General features: G+C 63.4%; 30 protein-coding genes. 14 read left to right on the top strand and 16 right to left on the bottom strand.

Annotated elements, in window-relative coordinates:
* Window positions 1-170 precede the first annotated feature (170 nt).
* The 3 genes from BLU76_RS27340 (at window position 171) to BLU76_RS27330 (ending at window position 3,517) form a co-directional block, all read left to right on the top strand.
* The gene (locus BLU76_RS27340; RefSeq protein WP_092145753.1) at window positions 171-1,970 is read left to right on the top strand and encodes a HAMP domain-containing protein; all 1,800 of its coding nucleotides are present in this window, start codon (window positions 171-173) and stop codon (window positions 1,968-1,970) included.
* On the top strand, window positions 1,967-2,614 hold the full coding sequence (gene narL / locus BLU76_RS27335) for a two-component system response regulator NarL (RefSeq protein WP_063320853.1): 648 nt from the start codon (window positions 1,967-1,969) through the stop codon (window positions 2,612-2,614). Before BLU76_RS27340 ends, narL begins: the two co-directional genes overlap by 4 nt.
* A 225-nt stretch (window positions 2,615-2,839) precedes the next feature.
* A complete protein-coding gene (locus tag BLU76_RS27330; RefSeq protein WP_063320852.1) occupies window positions 2,840-3,517 on the top strand; it encodes a Crp/Fnr family transcriptional regulator in 678 nt (225 codons plus the stop codon).
* A 397-nt stretch (window positions 3,518-3,914) separates the two neighbouring features.
* On the opposite strand, the gene BLU76_RS27325 is transcribed toward BLU76_RS27330, so the two are convergent.
* From BLU76_RS27325 to norR, 8 genes are all read right to left on the bottom strand, one after another.
* Window positions 3,915-4,289, bottom strand: a complete 375-nt coding sequence (locus BLU76_RS27325; protein WP_092225255.1) for a putative zinc-binding protein — start codon at window positions 4,287-4,289, stop codon at window positions 3,915-3,917.
* A complete protein-coding gene (locus tag BLU76_RS27320; RefSeq protein ID WP_092225253.1) occupies window positions 4,289-4,759 on the bottom strand; it encodes a ubiquinone anaerobic biosynthesis accessory factor UbiT in 471 nt (156 codons plus the stop codon). The genes BLU76_RS27325 and BLU76_RS27320 overlap by 1 nt, the downstream gene beginning before the upstream one ends.
* A complete protein-coding gene (locus BLU76_RS27315; RefSeq protein ID WP_092145757.1) occupies window positions 4,753-5,643 on the bottom strand; it encodes a U32 family peptidase in 891 nt (296 codons plus the stop codon). The genes BLU76_RS27320 and BLU76_RS27315 overlap by 7 nt, the downstream gene beginning before the upstream one ends.
* 11 nt (window positions 5,644-5,654) lie before the next feature.
* Window positions 5,655-6,650, bottom strand: a complete 996-nt coding sequence (locus BLU76_RS27310) for a ubiquinone anaerobic biosynthesis protein UbiU (RefSeq protein WP_092145759.1) — start codon at window positions 6,648-6,650, stop codon at window positions 5,655-5,657.
* Window positions 6,651-6,731: 81 nt separating this feature from the next.
* Complete coding sequence (glp, locus tag BLU76_RS27305) at window positions 6,732-7,967, bottom strand: molybdopterin molybdotransferase MoeA (RefSeq protein ID WP_092145761.1); 1,236 nt, start codon at window positions 7,965-7,967, stop codon at window positions 6,732-6,734.
* On the bottom strand, window positions 7,964-8,518 hold the full coding sequence (gene moaB, locus BLU76_RS27300; RefSeq protein WP_072347918.1) for a molybdenum cofactor biosynthesis protein B: 555 nt from the start codon (window positions 8,516-8,518) through the stop codon (window positions 7,964-7,966). The genes glp and moaB overlap by 4 nt, the downstream gene beginning before the upstream one ends.
* A gap of 88 nt (window positions 8,519-8,606) precedes the next feature.
* Complete coding sequence (gene pdxH / locus BLU76_RS27295) at window positions 8,607-9,254, bottom strand: pyridoxamine 5'-phosphate oxidase (RefSeq protein WP_092145764.1); 648 nt, start codon at window positions 9,252-9,254, stop codon at window positions 8,607-8,609.
* Between the two features lie 155 nt (window positions 9,255-9,409).
* Window positions 9,410-10,942: a nitric oxide reductase transcriptional regulator NorR gene (norR, locus tag BLU76_RS27290; protein WP_092225251.1), complete on the bottom strand. Its 1,533-nt coding sequence runs from the start codon at window positions 10,940-10,942 to the stop codon at window positions 9,410-9,412.
* Window positions 10,943-11,102: 160 nt separating this feature from the next.
* Between norR and ytfE the strand changes: the two genes are divergently transcribed.
* On the top strand, window positions 11,103-11,777 hold the full coding sequence (gene ytfE / locus BLU76_RS27285; RefSeq protein WP_063320845.1) for an iron-sulfur cluster repair protein YtfE: 675 nt from the start codon (window positions 11,103-11,105) through the stop codon (window positions 11,775-11,777).
* 75 nt (window positions 11,778-11,852) lie between these two features.
* Here ytfE and BLU76_RS27280 read toward each other — a convergent pair whose 3' ends face one another.
* Window positions 11,853-12,290: a hypothetical protein gene (locus tag BLU76_RS27280; protein WP_092225249.1), complete on the bottom strand. Its 438-nt coding sequence runs from the start codon at window positions 12,288-12,290 to the stop codon at window positions 11,853-11,855.
* Window positions 12,291-12,315: 25 nt separating this feature from the next.
* Complete coding sequence (locus BLU76_RS27275) at window positions 12,316-13,506, bottom strand: NnrS family protein (RefSeq protein WP_092145770.1); 1,191 nt, start codon at window positions 13,504-13,506, stop codon at window positions 12,316-12,318.
* A 565-nt stretch (window positions 13,507-14,071) separates the two neighbouring features.
* On the opposite strand from BLU76_RS27275, the gene BLU76_RS27265 reads away from it, so the two are divergent.
* Window positions 14,072-14,755: a Crp/Fnr family transcriptional regulator gene (locus tag BLU76_RS27265; RefSeq protein ID WP_003202487.1), complete on the top strand. Its 684-nt coding sequence runs from the start codon at window positions 14,072-14,074 to the stop codon at window positions 14,753-14,755.
* Window positions 14,752-14,952, top strand: a complete 201-nt coding sequence (locus BLU76_RS27260) for a protein DnrP (RefSeq protein WP_072347903.1) — start codon at window positions 14,752-14,754, stop codon at window positions 14,950-14,952. Before BLU76_RS27265 ends, BLU76_RS27260 begins: the two co-directional genes overlap by 4 nt.
* 4 nt (window positions 14,953-14,956) lie before the next feature.
* On the opposite strand, the gene BLU76_RS27255 is transcribed toward BLU76_RS27260, so the two are convergent.
* From BLU76_RS27255 to BLU76_RS27230, 6 genes are all read right to left on the bottom strand, one after another.
* The gene (locus tag BLU76_RS27255) at window positions 14,957-16,795 is read right to left on the bottom strand and encodes a nitric oxide reductase activation protein NorD (RefSeq protein WP_092225245.1); all 1,839 of its coding nucleotides are present in this window, start codon (window positions 16,793-16,795) and stop codon (window positions 14,957-14,959) included.
* A 174-nt stretch (window positions 16,796-16,969) separates the two neighbouring features.
* Complete coding sequence (locus BLU76_RS27250; RefSeq protein ID WP_092145776.1) at window positions 16,970-18,397, bottom strand: cbb3-type cytochrome c oxidase subunit I; 1,428 nt, start codon at window positions 18,395-18,397, stop codon at window positions 16,970-16,972.
* 3 nt (window positions 18,398-18,400) lie between these two features.
* A complete protein-coding gene (locus BLU76_RS27245; protein ID WP_003202495.1) occupies window positions 18,401-18,841 on the bottom strand; it encodes a c-type cytochrome in 441 nt (146 codons plus the stop codon).
* Window positions 18,842-19,091: 250 nt separating this feature from the next.
* On the bottom strand, window positions 19,092-19,349 hold the full coding sequence (locus tag BLU76_RS27240; protein ID WP_063320838.1) for a cytochrome C oxidase subunit IV family protein: 258 nt from the start codon (window positions 19,347-19,349) through the stop codon (window positions 19,092-19,094).
* A 12-nt stretch (window positions 19,350-19,361) separates the two neighbouring features.
* Window positions 19,362-19,946, bottom strand: coding sequence for a cytochrome c oxidase subunit 3 family protein (locus tag BLU76_RS27235; protein ID WP_092225243.1), 585 nt, complete (start codon window positions 19,944-19,946; stop codon window positions 19,362-19,364).
* Window positions 19,930-20,664, bottom strand: a complete 735-nt coding sequence (locus tag BLU76_RS27230) for a CbbQ/NirQ/NorQ/GpvN family protein (protein ID WP_371856181.1) — start codon at window positions 20,662-20,664, stop codon at window positions 19,930-19,932. Before BLU76_RS27230 ends, BLU76_RS27235 begins: the two co-directional genes overlap by 17 nt.
* A gap of 267 nt (window positions 20,665-20,931) precedes the next feature.
* Between BLU76_RS27230 and BLU76_RS27225 the strand changes: the two genes are divergently transcribed.
* The 8 genes from BLU76_RS27225 (at window position 20,932) to BLU76_RS27190 (ending at window position 26,557) form a co-directional block, all read left to right on the top strand.
* On the top strand, window positions 20,932-22,611 hold the full coding sequence (locus BLU76_RS27225) for a cytochrome D1 domain-containing protein (protein WP_092145780.1): 1,680 nt from the start codon (window positions 20,932-20,934) through the stop codon (window positions 22,609-22,611).
* A gap of 24 nt (window positions 22,612-22,635) precedes the next feature.
* Window positions 22,636-22,944, top strand: a complete 309-nt coding sequence (locus BLU76_RS27220) for a c-type cytochrome (protein WP_063320835.1) — start codon at window positions 22,636-22,638, stop codon at window positions 22,942-22,944.
* A 191-nt stretch (window positions 22,945-23,135) separates the two neighbouring features.
* A complete protein-coding gene (locus BLU76_RS27215) occupies window positions 23,136-23,465 on the top strand; it encodes a c-type cytochrome (protein WP_092145782.1) in 330 nt (109 codons plus the stop codon).
* A complete protein-coding gene (locus BLU76_RS27210; protein ID WP_092225241.1) occupies window positions 23,462-24,640 on the top strand; it encodes a cytochrome D1 domain-containing protein in 1,179 nt (392 codons plus the stop codon). The genes BLU76_RS27215 and BLU76_RS27210 overlap by 4 nt, the downstream gene beginning before the upstream one ends.
* Before the next feature lie 2 nt (window positions 24,641-24,642).
* Window positions 24,643-25,101, top strand: a complete 459-nt coding sequence (locus BLU76_RS27205) for an Lrp/AsnC family transcriptional regulator (protein ID WP_063320832.1) — start codon at window positions 24,643-24,645, stop codon at window positions 25,099-25,101.
* Window positions 25,098-25,610 (top strand): siroheme decarboxylase subunit beta, encoded by a 513-nt coding sequence (locus tag BLU76_RS27200; RefSeq protein WP_063320831.1) that lies wholly within the window; start codon window positions 25,098-25,100, stop codon window positions 25,608-25,610. Before BLU76_RS27205 ends, BLU76_RS27200 begins: the two co-directional genes overlap by 4 nt.
* Entirely contained in the window at window positions 25,603-26,046 is a 444-nt protein-coding gene (locus BLU76_RS27195; protein WP_092145786.1) for an Lrp/AsnC family transcriptional regulator, read from the top strand. Before BLU76_RS27200 ends, BLU76_RS27195 begins: the two co-directional genes overlap by 8 nt.
* Window positions 26,021-26,557 carry a siroheme decarboxylase subunit beta gene (locus BLU76_RS27190; protein WP_092225239.1) on the top strand — a complete coding sequence of 179 codons (537 nt, stop codon included), beginning with the start codon at window positions 26,021-26,023 and terminating at the stop codon, window positions 26,555-26,557. The genes BLU76_RS27195 and BLU76_RS27190 overlap by 26 nt, the downstream gene beginning before the upstream one ends.
* Window positions 26,558-26,575: the final 18 nt, after the last annotated feature.

The raw sequence follows: 26,575 nt of genomic DNA, 5'->3' as shown, positions 1-26,575 counted from the left end.
GATACAACCCTTTATTTATCAATATCTTGAACAAGTCTGCCGAAGCTTTTATGGAAATGGAGCGGCCGACAACTCTTTAGAGGTAGTGCGCCCAGGATTGGCTGCTACACCCCCCAGGTCCAGGGCGCCCCTATGCTCGCTTCACAGTTTTGCCCCGCAGGCCCGCGTCGATGATGCGCTGGCTGCGCAGCTCCCTGCCCGCTCGCGCCGGGCTGGCGGTGATCCTCATCGCCATCCTGGCCCTGGCCAGTTCCTTGAGCGCCGGATTGATCGCCTGGTTCAGCCAGGGCGACGCTGCCGCTATCAATACCGCTGGCTCCGTGCGCATGGAGACCTACCACCTGAGCTGGAAACTGGCGGCGGGGGCCAACGACGACGTCCCCGCGATCATCGCCAGCCTGCAACAACGCCTCGACAGCCCTGCCCTGCGCGCCGTGCTGGAAGATGGGCCGGAAACCTCCCTGCACAAGAGCTATCGCGACCTTGTGCAGCGCTGGAACCAGACTTTGCGCCCGGCCATCGAGCGTGGTGACTCGGCATTTTTCCAGGCCAGCGCCAACACCTTCGTCGATCAACTGGACCAGTTCGTCACCCTGCTGCAACGTCAGAGCGAGCACAAGCAAGGCTGGCAGCAGGTGATCCAGGGCGCGGCGCTGTTCAGCACCATGATCATCCTGCTGATCGGACTGTATGAATTGCAGTACGGCGTGGTCACGCCCTTGCAGGAGTTGGTGGACGCCACCCAGCGCTTTCGTCGTGGCGAATTCCAGGTGCGGGTCAATCACCAGTCCGAAGATGAACTGGGCCAGTTGGCGACCAGTTTCAACACCATGGCCGAGACCATCGAGCAATCGCACCGCACCCTGGAAAACCAGGTCCAGCAAAAGACCCTGAACCTGCAACAGGCCAACGCCGCCCTGGAACTGCTGTACCAAAGCAGTCGCAGCCTGGCGACGCGACAAGCCAATGCCGAAGGGCTGGATGAACTGATCCGACGCTTCCAACAACGCCTGCCGGGCCTGCGCCTGACGCTGTGCCTGCAAGGGCAATTGCAGGCACCGGCCAGGCACCTGCTGGCGTTGCATGGCGCCGACAGCCGCCAGGTCTGCGCCAGCAGCGATTGCGCCAGTTGTCATAAACACAACGCTGCACGCCCGCAAGCCTTCAGCATCAGCAACCAGGGCAACGAACTGGGTGAGCTCAAGGCCCATTTTGTCGACGGCCACGCCGCGCAGCCCTGGGAAACCGCATTGATCCAGGCCCTGGCCAACCTGATTGGTACGTCGCTATCGCTCAAGCGCCAGCGCGAACAGGACCATCGTCTGCTGCTGCTCGATGAACGCACGATCATTGCCCGCGAACTCCACGACTCCCTGGCCCAGGCCTTGTCGTACATGAAGCTGCAAGTCAGCCGCATGCAGACCCTGATGCGTCGGGGCGAACCGGTGCAGACCCTGGAGACCGTCACCGGTGAACTGCGCGAAGGGCTCAACAATGCTTATCGCCAGTTGCGCGAGTTGCTGACCACCTTCCGCTTGCAGATCCACGATGACGGCCTGGTCGAAGAACTCAAGGACACTGCCGAGGAGTTCTCCAACCGCGGGGACTTCAAAGTGCATCTGTTCGTCGACACCCTGGCCTTCGAGCTGTCGGCCAGCGAGCAGATCCATATCCTGCAGATCACCCGTGAGGCCCTGTCCAACTGCCTGCGCCATGCCCATGCCGAAAACGCCTGGCTCGAACTGCGCCAGGAAGGCGAGACCGTGCGGCTGTCGATCGAAGACGATGGCCGGGGCTTCAGCGGCGAGGTGGACCAGCGCGAACACCATGGCCTGAACATCATGAACGAACGGGCCCGCAGCCTGCGCAGCCAGCTCCAGATTCACTCCCGTACCCCCCAGGGCACCCGCATCCAGGTGCATTTCCAACCGGAATTCCTGGGCCAACACACCGAAGGCCTCGCAACATGAACGCCCCCCTGCACCACACCCTGCTACTGGTCGACGATCATCCGATGATGCGTCGCGGCATCCGTCAGATGCTTGAGCTCGAAGACGATTTGCAGATCGTTGGCGAAGCCAGCCACGGCGAAGAAGCCCTGACCCTGATCGAACCGCTCAAGCCCGACCTGGTGTTGTTGGACAACAACATGCCGCAGATGAACGGCATCGAGACCCTGCGCCGGCTGCGCGCCATGCACTACACCGGCAAGGTGCTGCTGTTCACCGTGTCCGATGCCGAGGACGACATCCGCGACGCACTGCGCCTGGACGCCAACGGCTACCTGCTCAAGGACATGGAGCCGGAGTTGCTGATCCAGTACATCCGCGATGCCCTCAACGGCGCCCTGGTGATCAGCCCCGGCCTAACCCGCGTCATGGCCCAGGCGCTGCGCTCGCCACCGCGCCAGGCCGATGTAGAACTGACCGAGCGCGAACGCCAGGTGCTCAAGACCATCGCTGGCGGCTACAGCAACAAGGTCATCGGGCACAAGCTGGGCATCACCGAAGGCACGGTCAAGGTGCATGTGAAGAACCTGCTGCACAAGCTCGGCTTGCGTTCACGGGTCGAAGCGGCGGTGTGGGCGATGGAGCATTTGCGCGGGGCGGGTTAGGCCTGGCGAATAGATCCCATGAGCAACACATAACCTGTGGCGAGGGAGCTTGCTCCCGCTGGGGCGCGCAGCGGCCCTGTTTTTTGGGGCTGCTACGCAGCCCAGCGGGAGCAAGCTCCCTCGCCACAAGGATAGTCATCAGGCCTCCCTCTTCCGAGGTAGGCCTGCCGAGGCATAGGCCGGCGACGATTTGGGCCCTACCATGACGGCACGCGGAGGTACGCCATGCTGACCCACCCTTCCATCGTTTTACTGTTGCGTCGCCATCACCTGTTCAGCCAATTGCCGGAGCGGGTCTTTGAAGATGTCTGCAGCCTGGCCGTCCTCAGGCGCCTGGACAGCAACAGCACGCTCATGCACCAGGGCGACCCGGCCAAGCGGTTTTTCCTGCTGGTCAGTGGCCAGATCAAGCTGTTCCGGGTCACCGGCGAAGGCCAGGAGAACCTGGTGGAGATCATCCAGCCCGGACAGACCTTCGCCGAGGCCCTGCTATTCAGCGAGGCCCGGTGCTACCCGGTCAGTGCGTCGGCAATCAAGGACAGCGTACTGGTGAGCATCGAGGGCACCCACTACCGCAAGGCCCTGGAGGACCAGCCCAAAGTCTGCCTGGCGATCCTGGCGAGCATGAGCATCCACCTGCACCAACGCCTCAAGGACATCGACAACCTGACCCTGGCCAGCGCCAGTCGGCGGGTGATCAATTTCCTGCTGCAGGAGCGCGATCCACGCAACGGTCAGTTGGTGCTGCAGGTGTCCAAACGCCTGGTGGCCTCCAAGCTGGGGATTCAGCCAGAGACCTTCTCGCGCATTCTGCATCGCTTGGTGGACGGTGGCCTGATCGCCATGGAACGGCGCAACATTCGTATCCTGGCCGAGGAAGCGCTGGAGGCTTACCAGCAATAGCCCGAGCTAGCGCACCCTCCGTGGCGAGGGAGCTTGCTCCCGCTGGGCTGCGCAGCAGCCCCAAAAAGGCCAGACACAATCAATCTGACACACCGCTGTGGCAAACTTGGGGGTGCTTCGCCCCCAGCGGGAGCAAGCTCCCTCGCCACGGGATCGGTGTTTGGCTCAGGGGCTTTGATCAACCCCTATTCGCATCCTGGCCGAGGAAGTGCTGGAGGCTTACCAGCAATAGCCCGAGCAAGTGCACCCTCTGTGGCGAGGGAGCTTGCTCCCGCTGGGCTGCGCAGCAGCCCCAAAAAGGCCAGACACAATCAATCTGACACACCGCTGTGGCAAACTTGGGGGTGCTTCGCCCCCAGCAGGAGCAAGCTCCCTCGCCACGGGATCGGTGTTTGGCTCAGGGGCTTTGATCAACCCCTATCATCGGTATCAACCGCTCGAACAACGCATCACCCTCTTCTTGCGAGCACTCGACCCCGAAACGCTTGCGCCAGCCCAACTGACTCAGGATCACATGCACATCCGCTTCCAGGTCGTGTTGCTGCAAGCACGCCTGGACGCATCGCAACGGGCAACCGTCCAAGGCAATGATCCGCCGCCCCGAGCGTGCCTTGTTGACTAGCGGCGCCACATGCCCGCCGACCCCGACGATGCAGGACATCTCGGCCAGGCCAGCGCGGTCCAGGCGCAAGGCCACGTTGTTGGCCAGTTGCGCCACGTTGGAGCAACCGGAACAGGAATACACCAGGGGCAATAGGGTTGGGGCTTTCATCACACTGCGGCCAACCCCTTGCCCGCCCGCTCCAGATTGCGCCACAACCAAGGCGGCAATACCTCCGGATCAAGACTGTCGATCAGGTTCTTCAGCGCCAGCCCCAGCTCCGTGTCCCCCTCGATCACCAGCCGCCGCCGGAAGAACAACGTATCGGGATCCTCCTGACGGCTGGCCAGCAACAGGAACTCGCGCCAGTTACCGCTGATGGTGACCTGGGCCTCGGCCCGCTCGGCGATGCGCAATCCATCCCGCGCCAGGGTCAGGTACCAACACAACTTTAGGTCCGGCACCCGCAGGCACAACCAGCGTCCACGCAGCACATCGAACCCGCCATCGCGCAGCGGCTCGGCCAGGCAACGATTGAGCGCCTGTTGCAACGCCAGGCGCTGCACCACGAACGGCACCTTGCCCACCAGCAGCAGCAAGCGGTCAGCGCCCTTGAGCACCCACTTCTTCGGACTCAACACAGGCCCGCCTCCTCTACCTTCAACATGCCGGCATGGCCGTGCCAGTAGCCGTTGCAGCCCTCGACAAACAGCGGCGGCGCCTCCCCCTGGCGCACGCGATCAAACGCGCTGACCACCTCGGCCATGCCCTGGGCTCGCGGACTCAAGCGCAGGATGTCGGCCCCGCAAGCCACCAGAGCGTTGTAATCAGCCAGCAGGTTGCTCACCTCACCGGACATCGTCTGGATGCCATTGAGCGTAAACAACGGCTGGCCCTCCTGACTGCTCAGCGCCAGGCCATCGGGGTAATTGATGCAGCAGAACTGGCAGTCATCCTTGGGCCGGTTTTCGGCACGAGCGGTGAAGCAGCGCGCCGAGTAAGCCAGGGGCAGATGGCCGTAGGCAAAGATCTCGACTTCAGGCACCTCACGCTCCATGTCTCGCACTTGCTCCAGCACATCGCCAATCAGCGCCGCCGAACACTCCACCGGTGGCACCCAGCGGACCATGCCGCTGTCGAGCAATTGGCCCAGGGCGTGACCGTTGTACAAATTCAACGCCGGACCGCCCACGAAAGGCAGCTTGCGTTCGGCCAGGAACTGCACCGCGCCCATGTCATTGGCTTCCACCAATAATTGGCCGTTGTCACACAGACGGCGCAGCGAAGACAGCTCCGAAGCCGCTTCGATCAGTGTCAGGCTCGACAACACGATCTGTGCCCGACTGCACGTCTGTAGCTCGCGCGCCAGCCCCAGCCATTGATCCAGAGAAAAGGCCCGGCGCTTGGAGCACACAGTTTCCCCCAGGTAAATCACGTCCAGCGGCAATGCCGACATCTCGGCATAGAAATTCCCCAGTTGCGCTTTGTCCCAGTAAAACAGGACCGGTCCCAGGCTGAGTTTCATCTGGCCTCCCCTCATTGCCATGATCGATGGTAGGCACCCAGGGTGGTCTGGCTGCCTTCGGACAAGCCAGCCAGCACCTGGCGCCATTCTTCCCGCACCCGGAACCGTTGCGGCGCGACCTGGTGGGCATCCAGTGCGGCGCGCCAGACCCGGGTCACTTGTTCAACATAGGCCGGGCTGCGTTGGCGACCTTCGATCTTCACCGCTTCGACGCCGATGGCCGCCAGCTCCGGCAACAGGTCAAGGGTGTCGAGACTGGTGGGTTCTTCCAGCGCATGGAAACGCTTGCCGCCTACCAGGAAGCGGCCTTTGCACAGGGTCGGATAACCGGCCGGTTCTTCGGGGGTGTAGCGGTCGATCAGCACCTCGCTCAGGCGTGCGCTGAGGCCTTGGGCATCCTCGCTCCAGCGCACCGCCTTGGCGGGCGAGCAGACGCCGCACAGGTTCGGCGATTCGCCGGTGATGTAGGAAGACAAGTGGCAACGGCCTTCAGCCATGATGCACAGGCTGCCGAAACCGAACACTTCGATCGGCACCGGGCTGGCAGCCGCCACCTGTCGCACCTGGGCCAGGGACAGTACCCGCGGCAGCACGGCGCGGCGGATGTCATAGCGCTGGGCGTAAAAAGCCAGGGCCGCGGCATGGGTCGCCGAGCCTTGTACCGACAGGTGCAGCGCCAGTTTCGGGTGACGCTGGCTGGCGTAGCCGAGCACGCCGGGGTCGGCGGCAATCAGGGCATCCACGCCGAAATCGGCGGCACGGTCCACCGCCCGTTGCCAGCGCTCCCAGCCCTTGGGCTGCGGGTAAGTATTGACCGCCACGTACAGCTTGCGTTGGTGCTGACGGATGTGTGCGACAGCCGCGTCGAACTGCTTGTCGTCCATGTTCAGCCCGGCAAAATGCCGAGCATTGGTGTCATCGCGAAAGCCGACATAGACGGCATCGGCGCCTTGGCGCACCGCCGCTTTGAGGGCAGGCAGATTCCCTGCCGGGCAAACCAGTTGCATGGGGCATCCTCATGAGAAAAACTCAAGCGCCGCCAGTCTAGCCAGCCCTCGGCCGGCGACCTTGACGGCAATCAATTGCCGTCAATGCATCAGGCTCGCGAATGGCAGGTACAGCACTTTATCGTGCTTGTGCAGTTGCGCCTCACACTCCACCACCGCCAGCCCATCGGCCCAGCAAGCGGCCGTCAGCATCGCCGAACTTTGCTGAGGGTGCAGTTCCACACACAGGTGGCCGTTGGCATCCGGGACCAACCTGGCCCGCAGGTACTGCCGGCGTCGGTTGCGCTTGAGCCAATCGAACCCGGCCGGCAGTTGCAACGGTACAGGCAGCACGTCGCGCATGCCTTGGGCGTGGAACAGGAAGGGACGCACGACGATCAACGCGGTAATCAACGCCGCTGAAGGATTGCCCGGTAGCCCAATCCATGGCTTGCCTTCCACATCCCCAAAGGCCAGGGGCTTGCCCGGCTGGATGGCGAGGCGCCAGAGGTCGATGCTGCCCAAGGCTTCGATGGCTTGCTTGAGGTGGTCTTCTTCACCCACCGAGACACCGCCCGATGTGATCAGCACATCGCATTCGGCGGCGGCCAGGCGCAACGCTTGTCGACTGGCCAATAGCTGGTCGGGCATGACCCCGAAGTCATGCACCTCGACACCCCAACCGCGCAGCAGTGCGGCGAGGCTATGACGATTGCTGTTGTAGATCTGTCCTGGCGCCAGTGGCTCGCCCGGCTCGCGCAGCTCATCGCCGCTGCTGAGCAAGCCCACTTGCAAGGGGCGATAGACGTCCACCTGGCCGACGCCGGCACCGGCGAGCAAACCCAACTCCTGGGCACGCAAGCGCGTGCCGGCTTCGAGCAGCCGGTCTCCTCGACGCAGTTCCTCGCCTTCCTTGCGAACATGGTCACCGCCGCTGACCGACGGCAACCAGACCCGCTCGCCATCGACGCGACAGCTTTCCTGCGGCACCACCGTGTCGGCCCCCGGTGGCAGCGGCGCGCCAGTAAAAATCCGCACGACGTGCCCGGCCTGCAACGGCTCGCCCGGCTCGTCACCCGCGGCGATCCGCCCGCCCAACAGCAGGTAGCCGCCGTCACCCGGCAGGTCAGCGGCCCGCAGGGCATAGCCGTCCATCGCACTGTTATCCCAGGCCGGCAGGTTCATCGGGCACAGAATGTCGGCGACCAGCACACGCGCCAGGGCCTGATCCAGGCCAACCCGTTGCACGGGCGGTGGCGGCGGGGCCTGGTCGAGCAGATGACGAATCGCCTCATCCACCGGCATCAGCACGCCGCTGTCGCACACCTTGCCGCTCACGAGCGTGTCTCGCAGGCGGTCGGAGCAATGCCGGCCTGCGGCTTGAGATGCGGGGTGAAATTGCACGGGCCAGTGCGGCTGTCCAGTTGCCCGACCAGGATCTTTTCCCAGCCGGTCCGGCAAGCCCCCGGCGAGCCTGGCAAGCAGCACACCAGCACGCCATTGCTCATGCCCGCCAAGGCGCGCGATTGCAGCGTGGACATACCGATTTCCGCCAGGGACACCTGGCGGAACAACTCACCAAAACCGTCGACGTGCTTGTCCAGCAACGGCGCCACCGCTTGGGGGGTGTTGTCGCGCGGGGTGAACCCAGTGCCGCCGGTCATCAACACCACCTGCACCTTGGGGTCGGCGATCCATTGGGAGACCTGGGCGCGGATCTGGTAGATATCGTCCTTCACCAGCCCACGGTCGATGAGCACGTGTCCGGCTGTTTGCAGCAGGTCCGCCAGGGTTTGGCCCGAGGTGTCGGTGTCGAAGGTTCGCGTATCGCTGATGGTAAGGACCGCGATGTTCAGTGGTTGAAAGAGGCGTTGCGTCAGATGGGCCATGATCAGCCGTCCTGTCAGAAAAGATGGCCCAGCCTGAACCGCAATCGTTGCCGGGCCTATTCCTCCTTGGAGGTACCTCCCTCGGCGCTCAAGGCGCCAGGCGGCTGCGCTGCCAGGCGCCATCCTGCAGGCGGTAGTCGAGGCGATCGTGCAAACGGTCAGCGCGGCCCTGCCAGAATTCCAGTCGCTCGGGTCGCAGGCAATAGCCGCCCCAATGCGCGGGACGTGGCACCGGTTGATCGGCGAAACGTTGTTCGGTTTGCACCAGCAAGGTCTCGAGCGCGGCCCTGTCCTCCAGTGGTCGGCTTTGTGGCGACGCCCAGGCACCCAGGCGACTGGCGACGGAACGGGACTCGAAATAGGCATCCGACAACGCGGGATCAAGCTTGCAGACCAGTCCTTCAATCCGCACTTGCCGCTCCAGCCCCGGCCAGAAAAACGTCATGGCCGCCCAAGGGTTGGCCGCCAGGTTCTGTCCCTTGGCGCTGTCATAGTTGCCGAAAAACGAAAAGCCCTGGGCGTCGAAGCCCTTGAGCAACAACACCCGACAGTGAGGCCGGCCCTGCTCATCCACCGTCGCCAACGCCATGGCGTTGGCTTCCACCGGCGGGCTTTCGGTGTCTCGGGCCTGTTGCATCCAGAGCCTGAACAAAGCCATGGGGTCGTCGGGTGCCTGGACTTCATCCAGGCCATCGAGGGTGTACTGGCGGCGCATTTTGGCCAGGGAAAGGGGCATGACGGTGATCTCCACGATGGGTTTGGGCCAGTGTGGATTCTGCGGCGATGGTGGGCCTTGATCGTTGTCAATGGTGGTTCTTGTGGTGAGTTGAAGGGCGCTATCGCGAGCAAGCTCGCTCGCGATGAAGGCAACGCGGTCTAACAGATCAACGGCTACTTGAGCCCCAACCGCCGCGCCAGCTTATGCAAGTTGCTCGGATCAACCTCCAACAACCGCGCCGCCCCCGCCCAATTCTGCCCGCAACGCTCCAGAGCCGTGAGGATCGCCTGTCGCTGACAAGCATCAACCGCCTCACCCAAGGGCTGGAACGGCACATCAAGCACTTCCAGGGGCCTCTCCGGCAACGCCTGGGCCGTGACGGCGCCGGCATTGACATCCAGATCCAGCACCTGCGGCTCCAAGGTCATGATCAGGCTGCGACTGGCGCCCCGGCTCAGTTGCTTCAACGCCGCGCGACTGATCACATGTTCCAGCTCCCGCACGTTGCCCGGCCAGGAGTACGCCAGCAGCGCCTGTTCAGCCGCCGGTGACAGGCGCAAGCCACGCAAGCCCAGGCGCGTGCGGTTCAGTTCGAGAAAGTGCCCGGCCAGCATCAACACATCGTGGCCACGCTCGCGCAGCGGTGGGATCGGCACCGGGTAGACCGAAAGCCGGTGGTACAGGTCGGCGCGAAACAGCCCGTCGCGAATGCTGTCAGGCAGGTGCCGGTTGGTGGCGGCGATGATCCGCACATCGACGTGCAGCGGCTTGTCCGCCCCCAGGCGCTGGATCTCGCCGTTCTGCAAGGTGCGCAGCAGCTTGGCCTGCACACTCAGCGGCAACTCGCCGACTTCGTCGAGAAAAAGAGTGCCGCCATTGGCCGCGTCGAAACGCCCGGCGCGGTCGGTGGTCGCGCCAGAGAACGCGCCTTTGACGTGGCCGAACAATTCGCTTTCGGCCAGGGACTCCGGCAACGCCGCGCAATTGACCTGGACCAATGGTTTGTGGGCGCGCCGGGACAAGCGATGCAGACGCCGGGCGAACAATTCCTTGCCCACGCCGGTTTCGCCCAGCAACAGCACCGGCAGTTCGGAGTCGGCCAGTACATCCAACTCGTTGAGCAACTGTTGCAGCCCCTCGCTACGGCCGAGGATTTCGCCCTCCTCGGCCGGCAGGCGCAGGTCCGCCGGGTCGCTGCGCGAGGCCCTAAGGCTGCGGTTTTCCTGCTCGAGCCGAGTGACTCGCACCGCCGCTTCGATCTGCAAGGTGCAGCGCTTGAGTTCCTCTCGGGCGCGGCTGTCGAAGGTGCCGGCGTGCAACGCATCGAGGGTGATCGCGCCCCAGAGCCGGCCTTCCACATACAGGCTTACGCCCATGCAGTCGTGCACCGGCAGCGGCTCGCCGACATGGTTGTCGAGCAAGCCGTCATAAGGGTCCGGCAAGCGACTGTCAGGCTCGAACCAGGTGGGTTCGCGCGAGGCCATGATTGCCGCCAGGCGTGGGTGTTGGGCAATCACGAACCGTCGGCCCAGCGCCTCGTGGACCAGGCCCACGGTCGCCACGGGCCTGAGGCTGTCGTCGTCCAGGCGCAACAATCCCACGGCGCCACTGTTGAAGTATTCGCGCAGGGTCTGCACCAGGCGCTGCAATCGCACCGCATTGGGCAGCTCGACGATCAGGTCGGCGGCCAGGCTTTCACGCAGCATGGTAGTGATGACCCTCCAGGGTTCGTTTGACCCTCAACAGTCAGGGTGACAATCACCCTGCCAAAAATTTAATGCTTTATTTTCAATCAGTTGAAACTGGCACGTCGACTGCAAAGTCCGTTCATCCGTCCCTGCCGGGATTCAACCCCAAGGAAACATGATGAGCCTCGATTTGCTGGAACAAAGCCTCGGCCAACTGGCCTGCGATATTCCCGGTGCAACCCGTACCTTCCATCATTACAACCTCGACTTCTGCTGCGGCGGGCAAAAGTCCTTGCGTGAAGCAGCGCTGGGCAAAGGCCTGAACCCGCTGCTGATCGCCGACGCCCTGCGCACCTTGCAAGCCGCTGGGGAGCTGGGCCATGACTGGCGCGACGAACCCCAGGCGACCTTGATTGGCCACATCCTGGAGCGCTACCACGCACGCCATCGCGAACAGCTGCCGGAACTGATCCGCCTGGCCCGGCGCGTCGAGCAGGTCCACGGTGCGCGACCCAGTTGCCCGAACGGCCTGGCCGATCACCTGCAGGACATGTACCAGGAACTCGAAGGCCACATGCTCAAGGAAGAACAGGTGCTGTTCCCGATGCTGCAACAAGGCCTGGGCGAACGGGCCTCGGCGCCGATCCAGGTGCTGCGCTACGAACACGACCAGCACGGTGAAGCCCTGGAAACCATGCTCGCCCTGACCGACCAGATCACCCCGCCCGCCGACGCCTGCAACACCTGGCGCGCCCTGTATCGCGGGTTGGTGGAGTTTCGTGATGACCTGATGCAGCACATCCACCTGGAAAACAATGTGCTGTTCGTCAATGCGATGAAGCCTGCCCGTTAACTCTCACAAACATTGCCCATTACGCCTGTGGGAGCAAAGCTTGCTCCCACAGGCATTCGTTGCTCCCATCCCTGCTCAAAACTGCCAATAGAACATCGCCTTGGCCAACACCACGATCAACACCATGTGCCCCAGGATACTGCGACGCAACCAGCAGGCTCGGTTCGGCGTCAGGCGACCGCGCTTGAGCCAGTACGCCAGCCACAAATAGTGACCGATGATGCTCAGGGCCAACAGGATCTTCAGGCTCAGCAGCAGGCCGAAGCTGTTGCTCAACGACTGGCTCAATGCGCAGCGATGCTGCCAGGCCAGGGCCATGCCGGCGCCGTACAGCACCAGCACGACGCCGTGCAGCACGTGCCGCGAGCGCTGGGCGATAGCCTGGTCGGCAGCGTCCTTGACGCCTTGGGCCAACGGCCGACGGGCGCCATGCCAGATGAAGACCTCGAAAAACAGCGTGCCAATGAAGGCGATGGCCGCCAACAGGTGGGTAACCAGCAAGACCCCGTACATTATCGATTCCCTCTGCCCAGTCGGCTCATCCCGGATGCCCATCCACCCGAGCCTTGAGCAGCATCGGCCCATAGCGCCAGGCGTATAGACCGAACGCCAGTGTCCAGCACAGCGCCGCCAGCCACAGCCCGGCCAACGGCAACAGCAGCACCAACAGCACGCGGCTCAGGCACGCCAGGTTCAGCAGGATGAACGCCAGGGTCATGCCCGCCGGCGGCTCGAGGGCGCGCCCGGTATGGCCCAGGCTGACACGGGCAACCATCGCCAGGATCAACCCGGCCATGGCGCCGATGGTCAGGCCATGCACCGCCAGGCTCGGGTTCACTGGCACGCCGAAGTGCCACAGCGCCATGCCCAGGCAAGCCACCGCCAGCCAGGCGTAGGCCAGGTGCAACGACCACAGCAGCGGCACCCGCCACAAATCCCGATCATGCCAACGCACCAGCCGAATCCCGTGGCCCACCGCCAACGCGGCGAACAACAGGCCGACCCAGACGCTGGTCACCAGCGCCGGACCGAAGGCATACAACAACGCCACCAGCGCCGCCCCTGCCAGCAACAGGCGATCGAGCCACGGCCAAGGGGTAACGCCCTCGACCCGACCGAGGCCGCGCTGGGTAAAGAATGGAATCACGCGCCCGCCGATCAACCCCATCATCGCCGCCACCAGCCACAGGCCGGTGAGCACGCTCTGGCGTTGCAAGCCCTCGTCGTGCTGCACCAGGCCGTATACGGATAACGCATCGGCGGCGGCCAACAGCAGCAATACCAGCACAATTGGGTAATTGCGCTTCTGCCGCACACGCCACAACATCACGCCCATCAGCGCGGCGACCGCCAGGGCAAAACCCAGCTCCAGCAACGTCAGTAACGGCCAGGGCGCATCCACCAACCAGGCCAGCCGCGCGCCCAGCCACAACAACGCCAGCGTTGCCAGGCGCTTGCCGCTGAGGCCGGGGATTCCGGTCCAGGTTTGCACCGCCGTCAGCAGGAACCCGGCAATGATCGCCAGGCCGAAACCGAACAACAGTTCATGCCGATGCCAGGCCAACCAGCCGCCGGCTGGCTGCCAGGTCGACAAGCGCCCGGTGAACGCCAGCAGCCACAGGGGAATGGCCAACAGCGCCAACACGCAGCCCGCCAGGAAGAACGGCCGAAACGCCAGGCGCCACAGCGGCAGAATGGCCATGGCCTTGCGACGGTCAAGCACTTGCATACATCACTCCTTTTGCCTCGCTGAACCGCCAGCGAAGTACGACAAACCAGGGTTCGAATGATCGGCTATCGGCGCTGGCAGGCCTTGTCTCAGATCAAGCCAGCCAGGTGCCTCGACCAGTCACTTGCAAGGGGCTTGCCGAACCGGGTCGAGCCATTCGCTAAATACCCCTACCCCCCTGTGGAAGCGAGCTTGCTCGCGATGGCGGTGGGCCAGACAACTCAATACTGACTGATCCGACGCCATCGCGAGCAAGCTCGCTCCCCCAGAGACTGTAGCCTAACGGGGTACTTATGACCCTTTCGTGGTTGTTTTAACCCGATTGCGCCAGGGTCATTTTTACCCTCACTGACTCTAACGTCCCATGAATCAACGCCGGCAGGCATGGCCCGTCTCTTGCTCAGGCACGGCATCACCTTTCTTGTCGGGGTCATCCATGAAATCCGTCGTTCTGCCGTTTACCTGGTTCGTCTTGCTCTCCTGCGTCGTGGCGCTAGCCAGCGGCCTGTCCCTGAGCCTGGTCTGACCCCGACCACCTCTTTCGCCCTTACAAGGATTCCATGCCATGGTGCTCCACCGCGTCCATCACCAGATTCTGCGCAGCCATCACCTGTTCGAGCCTTTGAACGAAGAAGAGCTCAACGAATTGATGAGCAACAGCCAACTGCTGAACATCGACCGGGGCGATCCGCTGTTCCGCCAGGGAGAGCCGGCGCAGGCGTTTTACTTCGTGATTTCCGGTGCCGTGAAAATCTACCGGCTGACCCCGGATGGCCAGGAAAAGGTCTTCGAGGTGATCGGCGAGCGCCAGACCTTCGCCGAAGCCATGATGCTGATGGACACCCCCAACTACGTCGCGTCCGCTGAAGCCGTCGGCCCGACCCAGGTATACCGGCTGTCCAACGCTACCTACATGCGTCTGCTGCAAAGCAACAGCCGGCTGACCTTCGCCCTGCTCGGCAAGCTCTGTGTACGCCTGCACCAACGGGTCAACGAGATTGAAACCCTGTCACTGAAGAACGCCACTCACCGCGTGGTGCGCTACCTGCTGACGCAACTGGTGCGCCTGCAAACCGTGGACAGCCAGTTCGAATTGCCGATGGCCAAGCAGTTGATCGCCGGGCACTTGTCGATCCAGCCGGAAACCTTCTCGCGGATCATCCGGCGCCTGATCGATGAAAAAATCATCACCCAGGACGGTCGCCAGATCGCCATTCTCGATCGCCTGCGCCTGGAGCAATTCGAATGAGCGCGCAGCCCACTTGCCTGTATTGCCAACAAGCCAACCCGATACACGAGACCGAATGTCGCCAGTGCGGCATGCCCCTGCCAGTCGAGGCCGCAAAGGCCAGCGAGCGTCGGTTGCGACGCTTCACCTGGTTCTGTGTCGGCTTGACGATCTTCTGCTTCGGCATGTTCTTCTGGCTGCCCCGCAGCATCGCCTGAGTCCTCAATCCTGAGTCAATTGCCGGTACAACTGCGGTAAACGCAGCGGCAGTTGCTCGGGCTGGCGAATCAAGGTGTAGCCGTTGGCCCCGAACATGTACGGCAGGTAATCCCCCGCTTCGCGATCGATGGTGATGCAGAACGGCGTCAGCCCTTGGCGCCGGGCTTCCAGCACTGCCTGGCGAGTGTCTTCCACACCGTAGCGTCCTTCGTAGAGGTCCAGGTCATTGGGCTTGCCGTCACTGAGCAGCAACAACAATTTGCGCCGCCGCTTGCAGCCCGCCAACCGTTGCGTGGCCTGGCGAATCGCCGCGCCCATGCGCGTGTAGTAACCGGGCTTGAGCCCTTGGATCCGCCCCCGGGTGTGGTCGTCATAACGCTGGTTGAAGGCCTTGAGTTCATGCATGCGCACCTGCTGGCGGCGCAAGGAAGAGAACCCGTACAAGGCAAAATCGTCCCCCAGCACCGACAGGGTTTCGCCGAACAGCAACAGGCTGTCGCGAATCACGTCGATCACCCGGTGTTCGTCGTTGAGGTGGGCATCGGTAGACATCGACAGGTCGGCCAACAGCAGGCAGGCCAGGTCGCGGCGGGTCTGACGCTGGTCCATGAACAGCCCGCGTTCACTGCACTGCCCGTGCTGGCGTTCGACGTGGAAATCCAGCCAGGCTTGCAGGTCCAGTTCCGAGCCTTGGGTTTGCTGGCGCAACCATTGGCGATCGTTGCGCAAGTGTTCGAACTGGCGACGCAAGCGCTGGGCCGAGCTTCGCAGGCGTGCGGGCAACGGCTGGGGCTGGCAATCGCGAGGGGTAAAGGTTTGCAGGCTGACGAAGTCGTCCTGCAGTCGTTGCTTGCGGTAATCCCATTCCGGCAACAGGATGCCTGCGCCCAACGGGAGGTCATCCACATCGGCCGGCGGCAGGTCCAGGTGCAGTTTCAAACCACCGCCCTTGCGTATGCGGGTACGTGACAAGGTCAACTGGTCCAGGTCCTCGGCGACGCGAGCGGCGTCCGGGTCTTCGCTGTCATCCGCCCAGCGATCCAGGTCCACGTGTTCGGTCCAACTGAACAGGTTTTCCAGGCGCACGATCAGCAGCCCACCATCACGGGTGGTGTCGTCGATTCGCTCGGCGCGCTTGCGCCCGCCCTGCTGTTCACCGGGCGGCGTCGCCAGGTATTGCTCGGACTCCTCAAGGTTGGCGGCCTGGGGATTGGCCAGGTGTTGGGGTGGGTAGAGCCACAGCGGCAACGGCCAGGCCGCCCGCTCGCTGCGTGGAAAATGTTCGACACTGCCCGGTTCGCGCAAGGCCTGGCACAACGCCCGTTCCAAGGCGGCTTCGGCCGGGTTGAGCGTGGCCGGATCGGGGCGCAGGGACAGGTGCGCCTCCACCAGTCGCCGGTAGCGAGGGCGCAGCGCCGGGTAGCGCTTCAACACCGCCAGGGTCCAGCGCTGATTGTCCCGTCCCCAGTGCGTCATCGGCCCCGACTGCGCGGCCAGCAACGCGAGCCAGCGATACAGCTCTTCGTTGAGCCCGACATCGGGGAACGTCGCCAGGCTCGCCGGCAGCCGCAGGTTATCGCCATCGCAACAGGCCAGGGGCACTTGCTTGCAGGTGCCGGCAATCTGCTGCAACAGGTTGCGACGCAACAACAGGTCGCGGTCGCTGACCGCTTCCACCCCCAGGTGAGGCGCACCGCCAGTGGCGCGAAACAGCACCTGCAACGAGCGTTGCCGGGGCACCAGCTCGACCCGGGCCTCAGGAAAATCAGCACTGGCCCGACGGGTGATGAAACGGTGCCAGACACTGCCGACCCATTCTTCCAGCTCCAGGGTGAATGCCATGGTTATTCTCCTCTTAAGCCGTTGCGCTGAAGGGACTGGCTCACACCGCTTTCGTGGCGAGGGAGCTTGCTCCCGCTGGGGTGCGCAGCAGCCCCCTTTTTTGTGGGCGCTGCGCACCCAAGCGGGAGCAAGCTCCCTCACCACAAATGAGTCCGGCTCAGTCGCTGTGGTGACTCACGAAGGCACCACCGCCGCTGGTGCCCGCAGGGCCGCACGGCCACGTTGACGGAAGCTGAACAGGTAGCAGAGCAACCCGGCCAGGAACCCGATACCGCTGACCAGTCGTGCCCAGAACAGCGGCTTCAAATGATCCATCGTGGCCATGAACGGCAAGGCACTGCCATCCGCCATCCAGCGTTGCAACCACACCTGGACCACACCGGCAGCGGTGAGGAACAAGGTGATCATCACCATCGACAAGGTCATCAACCAGAAGCCCCAGATCTCCAACCGCTGGGAACGTTCGTCCGCTGCTTCACCCAACCCACGCAAGCGTGGCATGGCGTAGCTGATCAGCGTCATCACGATCATTGCGTAGGCGCCGTAGAAGGCCAGGTGACCGTGGGCCGCAGTCAGTTGTGAACCGTGGGTGTAGTAGTTGACCGGTGCCAGGGTGTGCAGGAAACCCCAGACGCCCGCACCGAAGAACGCGGTGACCGTGGTGCCCTTGGCCCACAACGTGGCGGCGCGGTTCGGGTGTTGCCGACGACGGTTTTTCACCATGCTGAAGGCGAAGACCACCATGGCCAGGAACGGTAGCGGTTCCATCGCCGAGAAGATCGAGCCCACCCACAGCCAGACCTCGGGTGCGCCGATCCAGAAGAAGTGGTGACCGGTGCCGATGATCCCGGTGATCAGTGCCATGGCGATAATCACGTAGAGCCATTTCTCGACCACTTCGCGGTCCACGCCGGTGATCTTGATCAGGACGAAAGCGAGCATCGAACCCATGATCAGTTCCCAGACACCTTCGACCCAAAGATGCACCACCCACCACCAGTAGAACTTGTCGCGAGCGAGGTTTTCCGGGTTGTAGAAGGAGAACAGGAAGAACACCGCCAGGCCGATCAGCCCGGTCATCATCACCATGCTGACCGTGGTCTTGCGACCTTTGAGCAGGGTCATGCCGATGTTGTAGAGGAACCCCAGGCACACCACCACGATGCCCATCTTGGTGATGGTCGGCTGCTCCAGGAACTCGCGCCCCATGGTCGGCAGCAAGTCGTTGCCGGTGAACTTCGCCAGCGTTGCATAAGGCACCGAGAGGTAGCCCAGGATCGTCGCCACGCCAGCGGCGGCGAACACCCAGAACAGCAACAGCGCCAGTTTCGGGCTATGCAGTTCGCGATCGGCCTCCTCCGGGATCAGGTAATAGGCGGCGCCCATGAAGCCGAACAACAGCCAGACGATCAGCAGGTTGGTGTGGACCATGCGGGCCACGTTGAAAGGGATCAGCGGGAACAGGAAGTCGCCGACCACGTATTGCAGCCCCATGATCAAACCGAACAACACCTGCCCCAGGAACAGCATCAGGGCAAACACGAAGTAGGGTTTGGCGACGGCCTGCGAGGCGAATTTCAGATGCGGATTAGCCATGCTCATCTCTCAGCCCTCCTTGTTTGGCGGCCAGCCATTGGTATTGATTTTCGAGCTCCATTTGAGGAACTCGGCGATGTCGTCGACCTCCTGCTCGCTCAGGTTGAACTGCGGCATGGCCCGACGCCCCGGAACGTTCAGCGGCTGCATTTTCATCCAGGCCTGCAGGAACGGCTTGAAGGCTTCATCGCCACCGCGACGGTTGACCACGTTGCCCAGCTCCGGCGCAAAGTACGCGCCCTCGCCCAGCAGGGTATGGCAGCCGATGCAGTTATTGCGCTCCCAGACGCCCTTGCCGCGTATCACCGATTCCGTCAATTGCGCCTGGTTGCTGCGTTCTGGAAAGGTCTGTTCCGTGTGGTAGGTCAGGGCCAGGAATATCAGGAAAAAGAAGATGCTTCCCCCGAAATAAATATTCCTGGCCATGCCTTTGGTGAAAGTATCTGACATGGTCACTTCCTCATTGCTTGGCGTGTTCATTCTAGGAAGCGAGGGGTCGGAAACCGCTTGATGGCGATCAAGAATCTCCGATGGTTTTGGTGGGTTGTTCCTGCAGCACCGATCCCGTGGCGAGGGAGCTTGCTCCCGCTGGGTCGCGAAGCGGCCCCAAAACCTGCCGGCACGGTGTGTCAGGTAGAGTGAGGTTGTTAGGAATAGGGCTGCTGCGCAGCCCAGCGGGAGCAAGCTCCCTCGCCACGGGTTATGTGCCTGACAGAAGTGTCGAGGCGATCAGCACCGCCAACAGCACCGCCCAGCTCAATATCAACCCACGCCACAATCGCGGTGCATGGCGCAGTTCCATGAAGCCGTCGGCGATCAGCCAGGCCTTGGTCACCGCGACCACCAGGATGGCGATGGACACCAGCCCGGCAGCCGCGATCTGGCCCAGGGCAACGGTGCCGGTGCTAAGCACGGCCAGCGTCATCCAGCAAGCAATCAAGACACGGGAAGCCGACATGAGCACCTCCGCTCAATCAAGGATGTAGACCACCGGGAACAACAGCACCCAGACCAGATCGACCATGTGCCAATACAGCACGCCGGATTCCAGCCCACTGTTGCGCTGCGCCCCATAGCGACGGCGCCGGCAGCCCTCGGCCAGCCAGCCAAGGATCACCATGCCCAGCAGCACATGGAGGAAATGAAACCCCGTGAGGATCCAGTACAAGGTGAAGAATGTGTTGCGCTCCATCCCCAGGCCGTTCGCCAACAGATGGGCGTACTCCGTGAGCTTGATCCCCACATAGCCCGAAGCAAGCAGCAACGCCACCCACAGCAACAACGCCCCCCGACGTGGCCGGTCTTGCCTGACCTGCTCCTGGGCCAGGGCGGCGAACAACCCGGCCGTCAGCAGGCTGAGGGTCATCGCCAGGCCGGTGGAGCGGTCCAGCAATTGCCGGCCTTCGCTGAAAGTCTGTGGGTACAACGCCTGGGCGACGGTGAACGTCAGGATCAACAACGCGAACACCGACAACTCGGCGAGGATGAAAAACCACATCGCCAGGTCCCCGGGCAAACGTCGGGGCACGGCAACGGTTTCAGCCAAAGTGGACATCGACCACATCCATCAACGCTGCAACGGTCTGCGGGTCGTCACTCAATGGCTCGGCCAGGCACGCCAGGCAGGCCTGGCGCGGGTCCATGCCGGAGCCGATCATGCGCGCGGCGAAAATCAGCAGGCGCGTCGAGGCAACTTCCTCCAAATCATGCTGATCGAGCCGGCGCAGCGCCTGCCCCAATCGCACCACCTGAGCCGCCAGGGCCAGATCGACGCCCGCCTCGCGGGCAACGATACGCTCTTCATCGGCCACCGCCGGATAGCCAAAGCGCATCGCCACGAAACGCTGGCGAGTGCTGGGCTTCATGCCCTTGAGCAGGTTCTGGTAACCGGGGTTGTACGACACCACCAGCATGAAGGACGGCGGCGCCTGCAGCACTTCGCCGGTGCGTTCCAGGTACAGCTGCCGACGATCATCGGCCAGCGGGTGCAACACCACGGCCGTGTCCTGGCGCGCTTCGACCACCTCATCCAGATAACAGATACCGCCCTCGCGCACCGCCCGGGTCAAGGGCCCGTCCTGCCACCAGGTGCCCTGGGCGCCGATCAGATGACGGCCCACCAGGTCGGCCGCGCTCAAGTCATCGTGGCAGGCCACGGTGTACAGCGGCAGTTTCAGGCGGTGGGCCATGTGCTGGACGAAACGGGTCTTGCCGCAGCCGGTCGGGCCTTTGATCAGCACCGGCATGCCGTGATGCCAGGCCTGCTCGAACATCGCCTGCTCGTTGTCCTGGGGTTGATAAAAGGGTTCGTCGGGGTGCTGCAAAGTGTGGATAGCGTTCATGGCAAGACCTGATCAGACAACACGATTGCAGGCCACGCTACGGTGCCCTGCGACAACCTGGCAAGGGCCGCGGCCGGCAAACTTGATCGCCGTCAAGCGGCTAACCACCGGCCTGGGCATAGCCTTGCACCGCACCAAGAACCTGCGCGCCGAACGTCAATTACAGCGCAGCGCGGGTCACGCCTGAGGAGAAATGGAATGCTGATCAGCCACAAAAAATCGTGGGCCCTGCGGGTCACGGCGCTGTGTACAGCGCTGGCCGCCCCCCACGCCTTCGCCGACCAAACCGCTGCGCCGGAGCAACCCCGCGTGGTCAAGACCGAAGGCGCGCCCGACCTGAGCCAGGCCGACTTCGACACGGCCAAGGAAATCTACTTCCAGCGCTGCGCCGGTTGCCACGGTGTGCTTCGCAAAGGCGCCACCGGCAAGCCGCTGACACCCGACATCACCCAATCGCGCGGCCAAGCCTACCTGGAGGCGCTGATCACCTACGGTTCGGCCGCCGGCATGCCGAACTGGGGCACCTCCAATGCCCTGACCAAAGACCAGATCACGGTGATGGCCAAGTTCATCCAGCACACCCCGCCGACGCCACCGGAATGGGGCATGGCGGAAACCCGCAAGACCTGGAAAGTGCTGGTCAAGCCTGAAGACCGGCCGACCAAACAGATCAGTACGCTCAACCTGCAGAACCTGTTCTCGGTGACCCTGCGCGACGACGGCAAGATTGCCCTGATCGACGGCGACAGCAAGAAGATCGTCAAGCTGATCGACACCGGTTATGCGGTGCACATCTCGCGCATCTCGGCGTCGGGTCGCTACCTGTTGGTGATCGGCCGGGATGCCAAGATCGACATGATCGACCTGTGGCCGAAAGAGCCGACCAAGGTCGCGGAAATCAAGGTGGGCATCGAGGCTCGCTCGGTGGAAACCTCCAAGTTCAAGGGCTACGAAGACAAGTACACCATCGCCGGCTCGTACTGGCCGCCGCAGTTCACCATCATGGACGGCGAGACCCTGGAGCCCAAGCAGATCGTCTCGACCCGCGGCATGACCGTCGACACCCAGCAGTACCATCCCGAGCCTCGGGTCGCGGCCATCATCGCCTCCCACGAGTGGCCGGAGTTCATCGTCAACGTCAAGGAAACCGGCAAGGTGATGCTGGTCAATTACCAGGACATCAAGAACCTCACCATCACCAGCATCGACGCCGCACCGTTCCTGCATGACGGCGGCTGGGACAGCAGCCATCGCTACTTCATGACGGCCGCCAACAACTCCAACAAAGTCGCGGTGATCGACTCCAAGGAACGCAAGCTCACCGCCCTGGTGGACGTTGGCAAGACCCCGCACCCGGGCCGCGGCGCCAACTTCAACCACCCCCTCTACGGACCGGTCTGGGCCACCAGCCACTTGGGCGATGCCGGCGTTTCGCTGATCGGCACCGACCCGGTCAATCACCCGCAATACGCCTGGAAACAGGTCGGTTCGCTCCAGGGCCAGGGTGGCGGTTCGCTGTTCATCAAGACTCACCCCGCGTCTCGTCATCTGTATGTCGACACCACCCTCAGCCCCGACGCCAAGCTCAGCCAGTCGGTAGCGGTGTTCAACATCGACAAGCTCGACGCCGGCTACACCGTGCTGCCGATTGCCGAGTACGCCGGTATCAAGAAAGGCGCGCTGCGTGTGGTGCAACCGGAATACAACAAGGCCGGCGACGAGGTCTGGTTCTCGGTCTGGAGTGGTCAGGAAGACGAGTCGGCCCTGGTGGTGATCGACGACAAGACCCTCAAGGTCAAGAACGTGATCAAGGACAAACGCCTGATCACCCCGACGGGGAAATTCAACGTCTACAACACCCAACACGACATCTATTGAGCCCCATCAATAAGAGGAAAAACCATGAAGCCTATTCTGATTGCCCTGGCCTTGACTGCCGCCTACAGCCTGCCGGCATTGGCGCAAGACGGCCCGACGCTGTTCAAGAGCAAGCCCTGCGCGGCCTGCCACTCCATTGACACCAAGGTGGTGGGCCCGGCGCTCAAGGACGTCGCGGCGAAAAACGCCGGCGTCGCCGGAGCACAGGATCTGCTCGCCAAGCACATCAAGGAAGGTACGCAAGGCAACTGGGGACCGATGCCGATGCCGGCCAACCCCGTGACGGAAGAGGAAGCCAAGATCCTGGCGGCGTGGGTCCTGACCCTTAAATAAACCCGGCAGGGAGACCTGTCTGACACAAACCCTGTGGCGAGGGAGCTTGCTCCCGCTGGGCTGCGCAGCAGCCCCCCTGGTTTTGCCTGACACACTGAGTCGTCAGGTCGTTATCGGGGCTGCTTCGCAGCCCAGCGGGAGCAAGCTCCCTCGCCACAGGACCGCGCACGATTTTGATTCAGGAGGACGTCATGGAACGACACAGTGCTACAACCCTGGCGACTGCCCTGCTCTTGGTTCTTTCGTCCTGCGTGCTGGCCGCTCCCGACAGCCAGCGCCAGGCCCAACTGCAACACCTGCTGGACCAGGATTGTGGCGCCTGCCACGGCCTGTACATGACCGGCGGCCTCGGCCCACCCCTCACCCACGAAGCCCTGGCCGGAAAATCCCGCGACAGCCTCATCGCCACCGTCACCCTCGGACGGCCCGGCAGCGCCATGCCCGGTTGGGCACCGTTGCTTGCACCCGACGACATCCGCTGGCTGGTGGACCGGCTCCTTCAAGGAAAACCCGCCTCATGATCCGTTCTATCCTCTCCTCCACCGCCATCGCCCTGCTGCTCTGCGGTTGCGCCCAGACACCGCTTCGCGGCACCGGCGATTTGGGCGTGGTGGTGGAGCGCGCCACCGGCAGCCTGCAAATCATTGAAAGCGACACCCGCACCGCCCTGGGCCGCGTCGAAGGCCTGGGCGACTTGTCCCACGCCTCGGTGGTGTTCTCCCGCGACCAACGCTACGCCTACGTGTTCGGGCGCGATGGAGGCCTGAGCAAAGTCGACCTGCTGAGTGCGCGCATCGAGCGGCGCATCATCCAGGGCGGCAACAGCATCGGCGGTGCAATCAGCCAGGACGGCAAGCTGATCGCCGTCTCCAACTACGAGCCCGGCGGCGTCAAGGTATTCGATGCCCAGACCCTGGAACAGGTCGCCGACATCCCGGCCACGCCATTGCCCGGCGGACAAAAGCGCTCACGGGTGGTCGGCTTGGTGGACGCGCCGGGGCAACGCTTCGTGTTCAGCCTGTTCGACACGGGTGAGATCTGGACCGCCGACTTCAGCCAAGGCCTCACCCCGCGCATCGAACGTTTCACCGCTATCGGCCAGCAACCCTACGATGCCCTGATCACCCCGGACGGGCGTTATTACATGGCCGGGCTGTTCGGTGAAGACGGCATGGCCCAACTCGATCTCTGGCACCCGGAGCTTGGGGTGAAACGGGTACTGGGGCATTACGGTCGCGGCCAGGAGCGGCTCCCTGTGTACAAGATGCCGCATCTGGAAGGCTGGGCCATGGCCGACCAGCAAGCTTTCGTGCCTGCGGTCGGGCATCACCAGGTGTTGGTGATGAACGCCCAGGATTGGCAACAGACCGACGCCATCGCCGTGGCCGGTCAACCAGTGTTCGTCACGGCGCGTCCGGACGGTCGGCAGCTGTGGGTCAACTTCGCCTACCCGGACAACGACCGCGTCCAGGTCATCGACACCCAGACCCACGCCATCGTCGCGGATCTGCGGCCAGGCCCGGCGGTGCTGCACATGGAGTTCACCGCGCGGGGTGACCAGTTGTGGTTGTCTGCCCGGGACGGTGGCGAGGTCCAGGTCTGGAACCCGTATCGGCTCAAGCGCCTGAGCAGCCTGCCGGCCCTCAGCCCCAGCGGCATTTTCTTCAGCAGCCGCGCGCACAAGCCGGGGTACTGACCATGACCTCCAGCTCACTGGCCCGGCGCCTGATCGATCAATTCCAGCATGGCCTGCCGTTGTGCGCCGAGCCCTATCGGGCCATGGCCCAGACCTTGGGCTGCAGCGAAGCCCAGGTCATCGACTGCCTGCAACACCTGCAAGTGGCCGGGACCTTGTCGCGGGTCGGCCCGGTGTTCGAACACACCCGGGCCGGGGCCAGCACCCTGGCCGCTCTGGCCGTACCCGAAGAGCGCTTGCACCAGGTGGCGGCACGCATCAGCCAATACCCGGAAGTCAATCACAACTATGCCCGCGAACATCGCTACAACCTCTGGTTCGTGCTGACCGGCCCCAACCGCGCCCACCTGGAAAACATCCTCCAGGAACTGGAGAACGACACCGGTCTCACGCCACTGGACCTGCCCATGCTGACCGCCTATCGCATCGACCTGGGCTTTGCCCTGGAGGCCACCCCATGAAAAACGCCCTGAGCGAACAACAGTCACTGGCACTGCGCCGTTTGCTGGAAACCGGCCTGCCCCTGACATCGCGCCCCTTCCAGGCCCTGGCCGAGCAGATCGAGGCCAGCGAGCAACAGGTGCTCGAACAGGTGCAGCACTGGCATGAACAGGGGCTGTTCCGCCGTGTCGGCCTGGTGGTCAACCATCGCGCCTTGGGGTTTGCCGCCAACGCCATGCTCGTGCTGGACGTGCCGGACGCCTTGGTCGATGAAGTCGGGCGTCGCCTCGGGCAAGCGCCCGGCATCAGCCTTTGCTACCAACGCCCCAGGCGCCTGCCCCAGTGGCAGTACAACCTGTTCTGCATGATCCATGGTCGCCAGCGCGACCGTGTCGAGGCCCAGATCCAGGCGCTGCTTGAAGAACATCGGCTGGACGACTTGCCCCACCAGTTGCTGTTCAGCACGCACCTGTTCAAGCAATGCGGCGCACGTTACGCCGCCCCGGTCGGAGCCCATATCGATGGATGACCTGGACCGCCGCCTGATCAATCGCCTGCAACTGGGCCTGCCTTTGGTGCGCCACCCTTGGCAGGCCCTGGCCCAAGAGCTGGACAGCAGCAGTAGCGAATTGCTCGATCGCCTGCATGAGTTGCTCAACGACGGTGTACTCACCCGCTTCGGCCCGATGTTCGATATCGATCGCCTGGGCGGTGCGTTCACCCTGGCGGCGCTGGCGGTGCCCGAGCCGCGTTTCGAGGCCATCGCCGAGCTGCTCGCGGACATGCCCGAGGTCGCCCACAACTACCGCCGCGAGCACACCTGGAACATGTGGTTCGTGCTCGCCTGCCCCAGCGAACAGGCGATCAACGACACCCTGCTGCACATCGAACACCTGACCGGCCTGGTGCCGCTGAACCTGCCCAAAGAGGAGACCTACCATGTCGGCCTGTATTTCCCCGTCTGAGTCTTTGTGGCAAGCGCCGCCACGGCTGGATGAAACATCCTTGGCGCTGCGCCTGGTGGAACTGACCCAGGCCGGCCTGCCCTTGCTCGAAGACCCTTGGGCCTGGCTGGCCGAGCAACTGGAACTGAGCGTGGAATCCACCCTCGACCTGCTCAAGCGCCTGCAGGCCGACGGTGCGATCCGCCGCATTGCCGCCGTGCCCAATCACTATCGCCTGGGCTATCGCCACAACGGCATGACGGTCTGGGACGTGGCCGATGCCGACATCTCGCGTCTCGGCGCCCTGCTGGGGGTGCAGCCCTTCGTCAGCCACTGCTACCGGCGCCCGCGCCAGCCGGGCTGGCGCTACAACCTGTTCGCCATGGTCCATGGCCGCAGCCGCGAAGAAATCGACAGCTACCGCGAACACCTGCGCTACCTGCTGGGGGACGCCTGCGCCGCCGACGACATGCTGGTGAGCAGCCGCATCCTGAAAAAAACCGGCCTGCGCCTGTCACCCGCCTCGCGCTGAACCCGCACGCCGACTGAA

It is taken from the genome of Pseudomonas sp. NFACC08-1 (genome assembly GCF_900106735.1).
In the GTDB taxonomy this organism is placed as follows: domain Bacteria; phylum Pseudomonadota; class Gammaproteobacteria; order Pseudomonadales; family Pseudomonadaceae; genus Aquipseudomonas; species Aquipseudomonas fluorescens_Q.
Note: the sequence above shows the minus strand (reverse complement) of the source record. Positions and strands in the feature narration are given on the sequence as shown.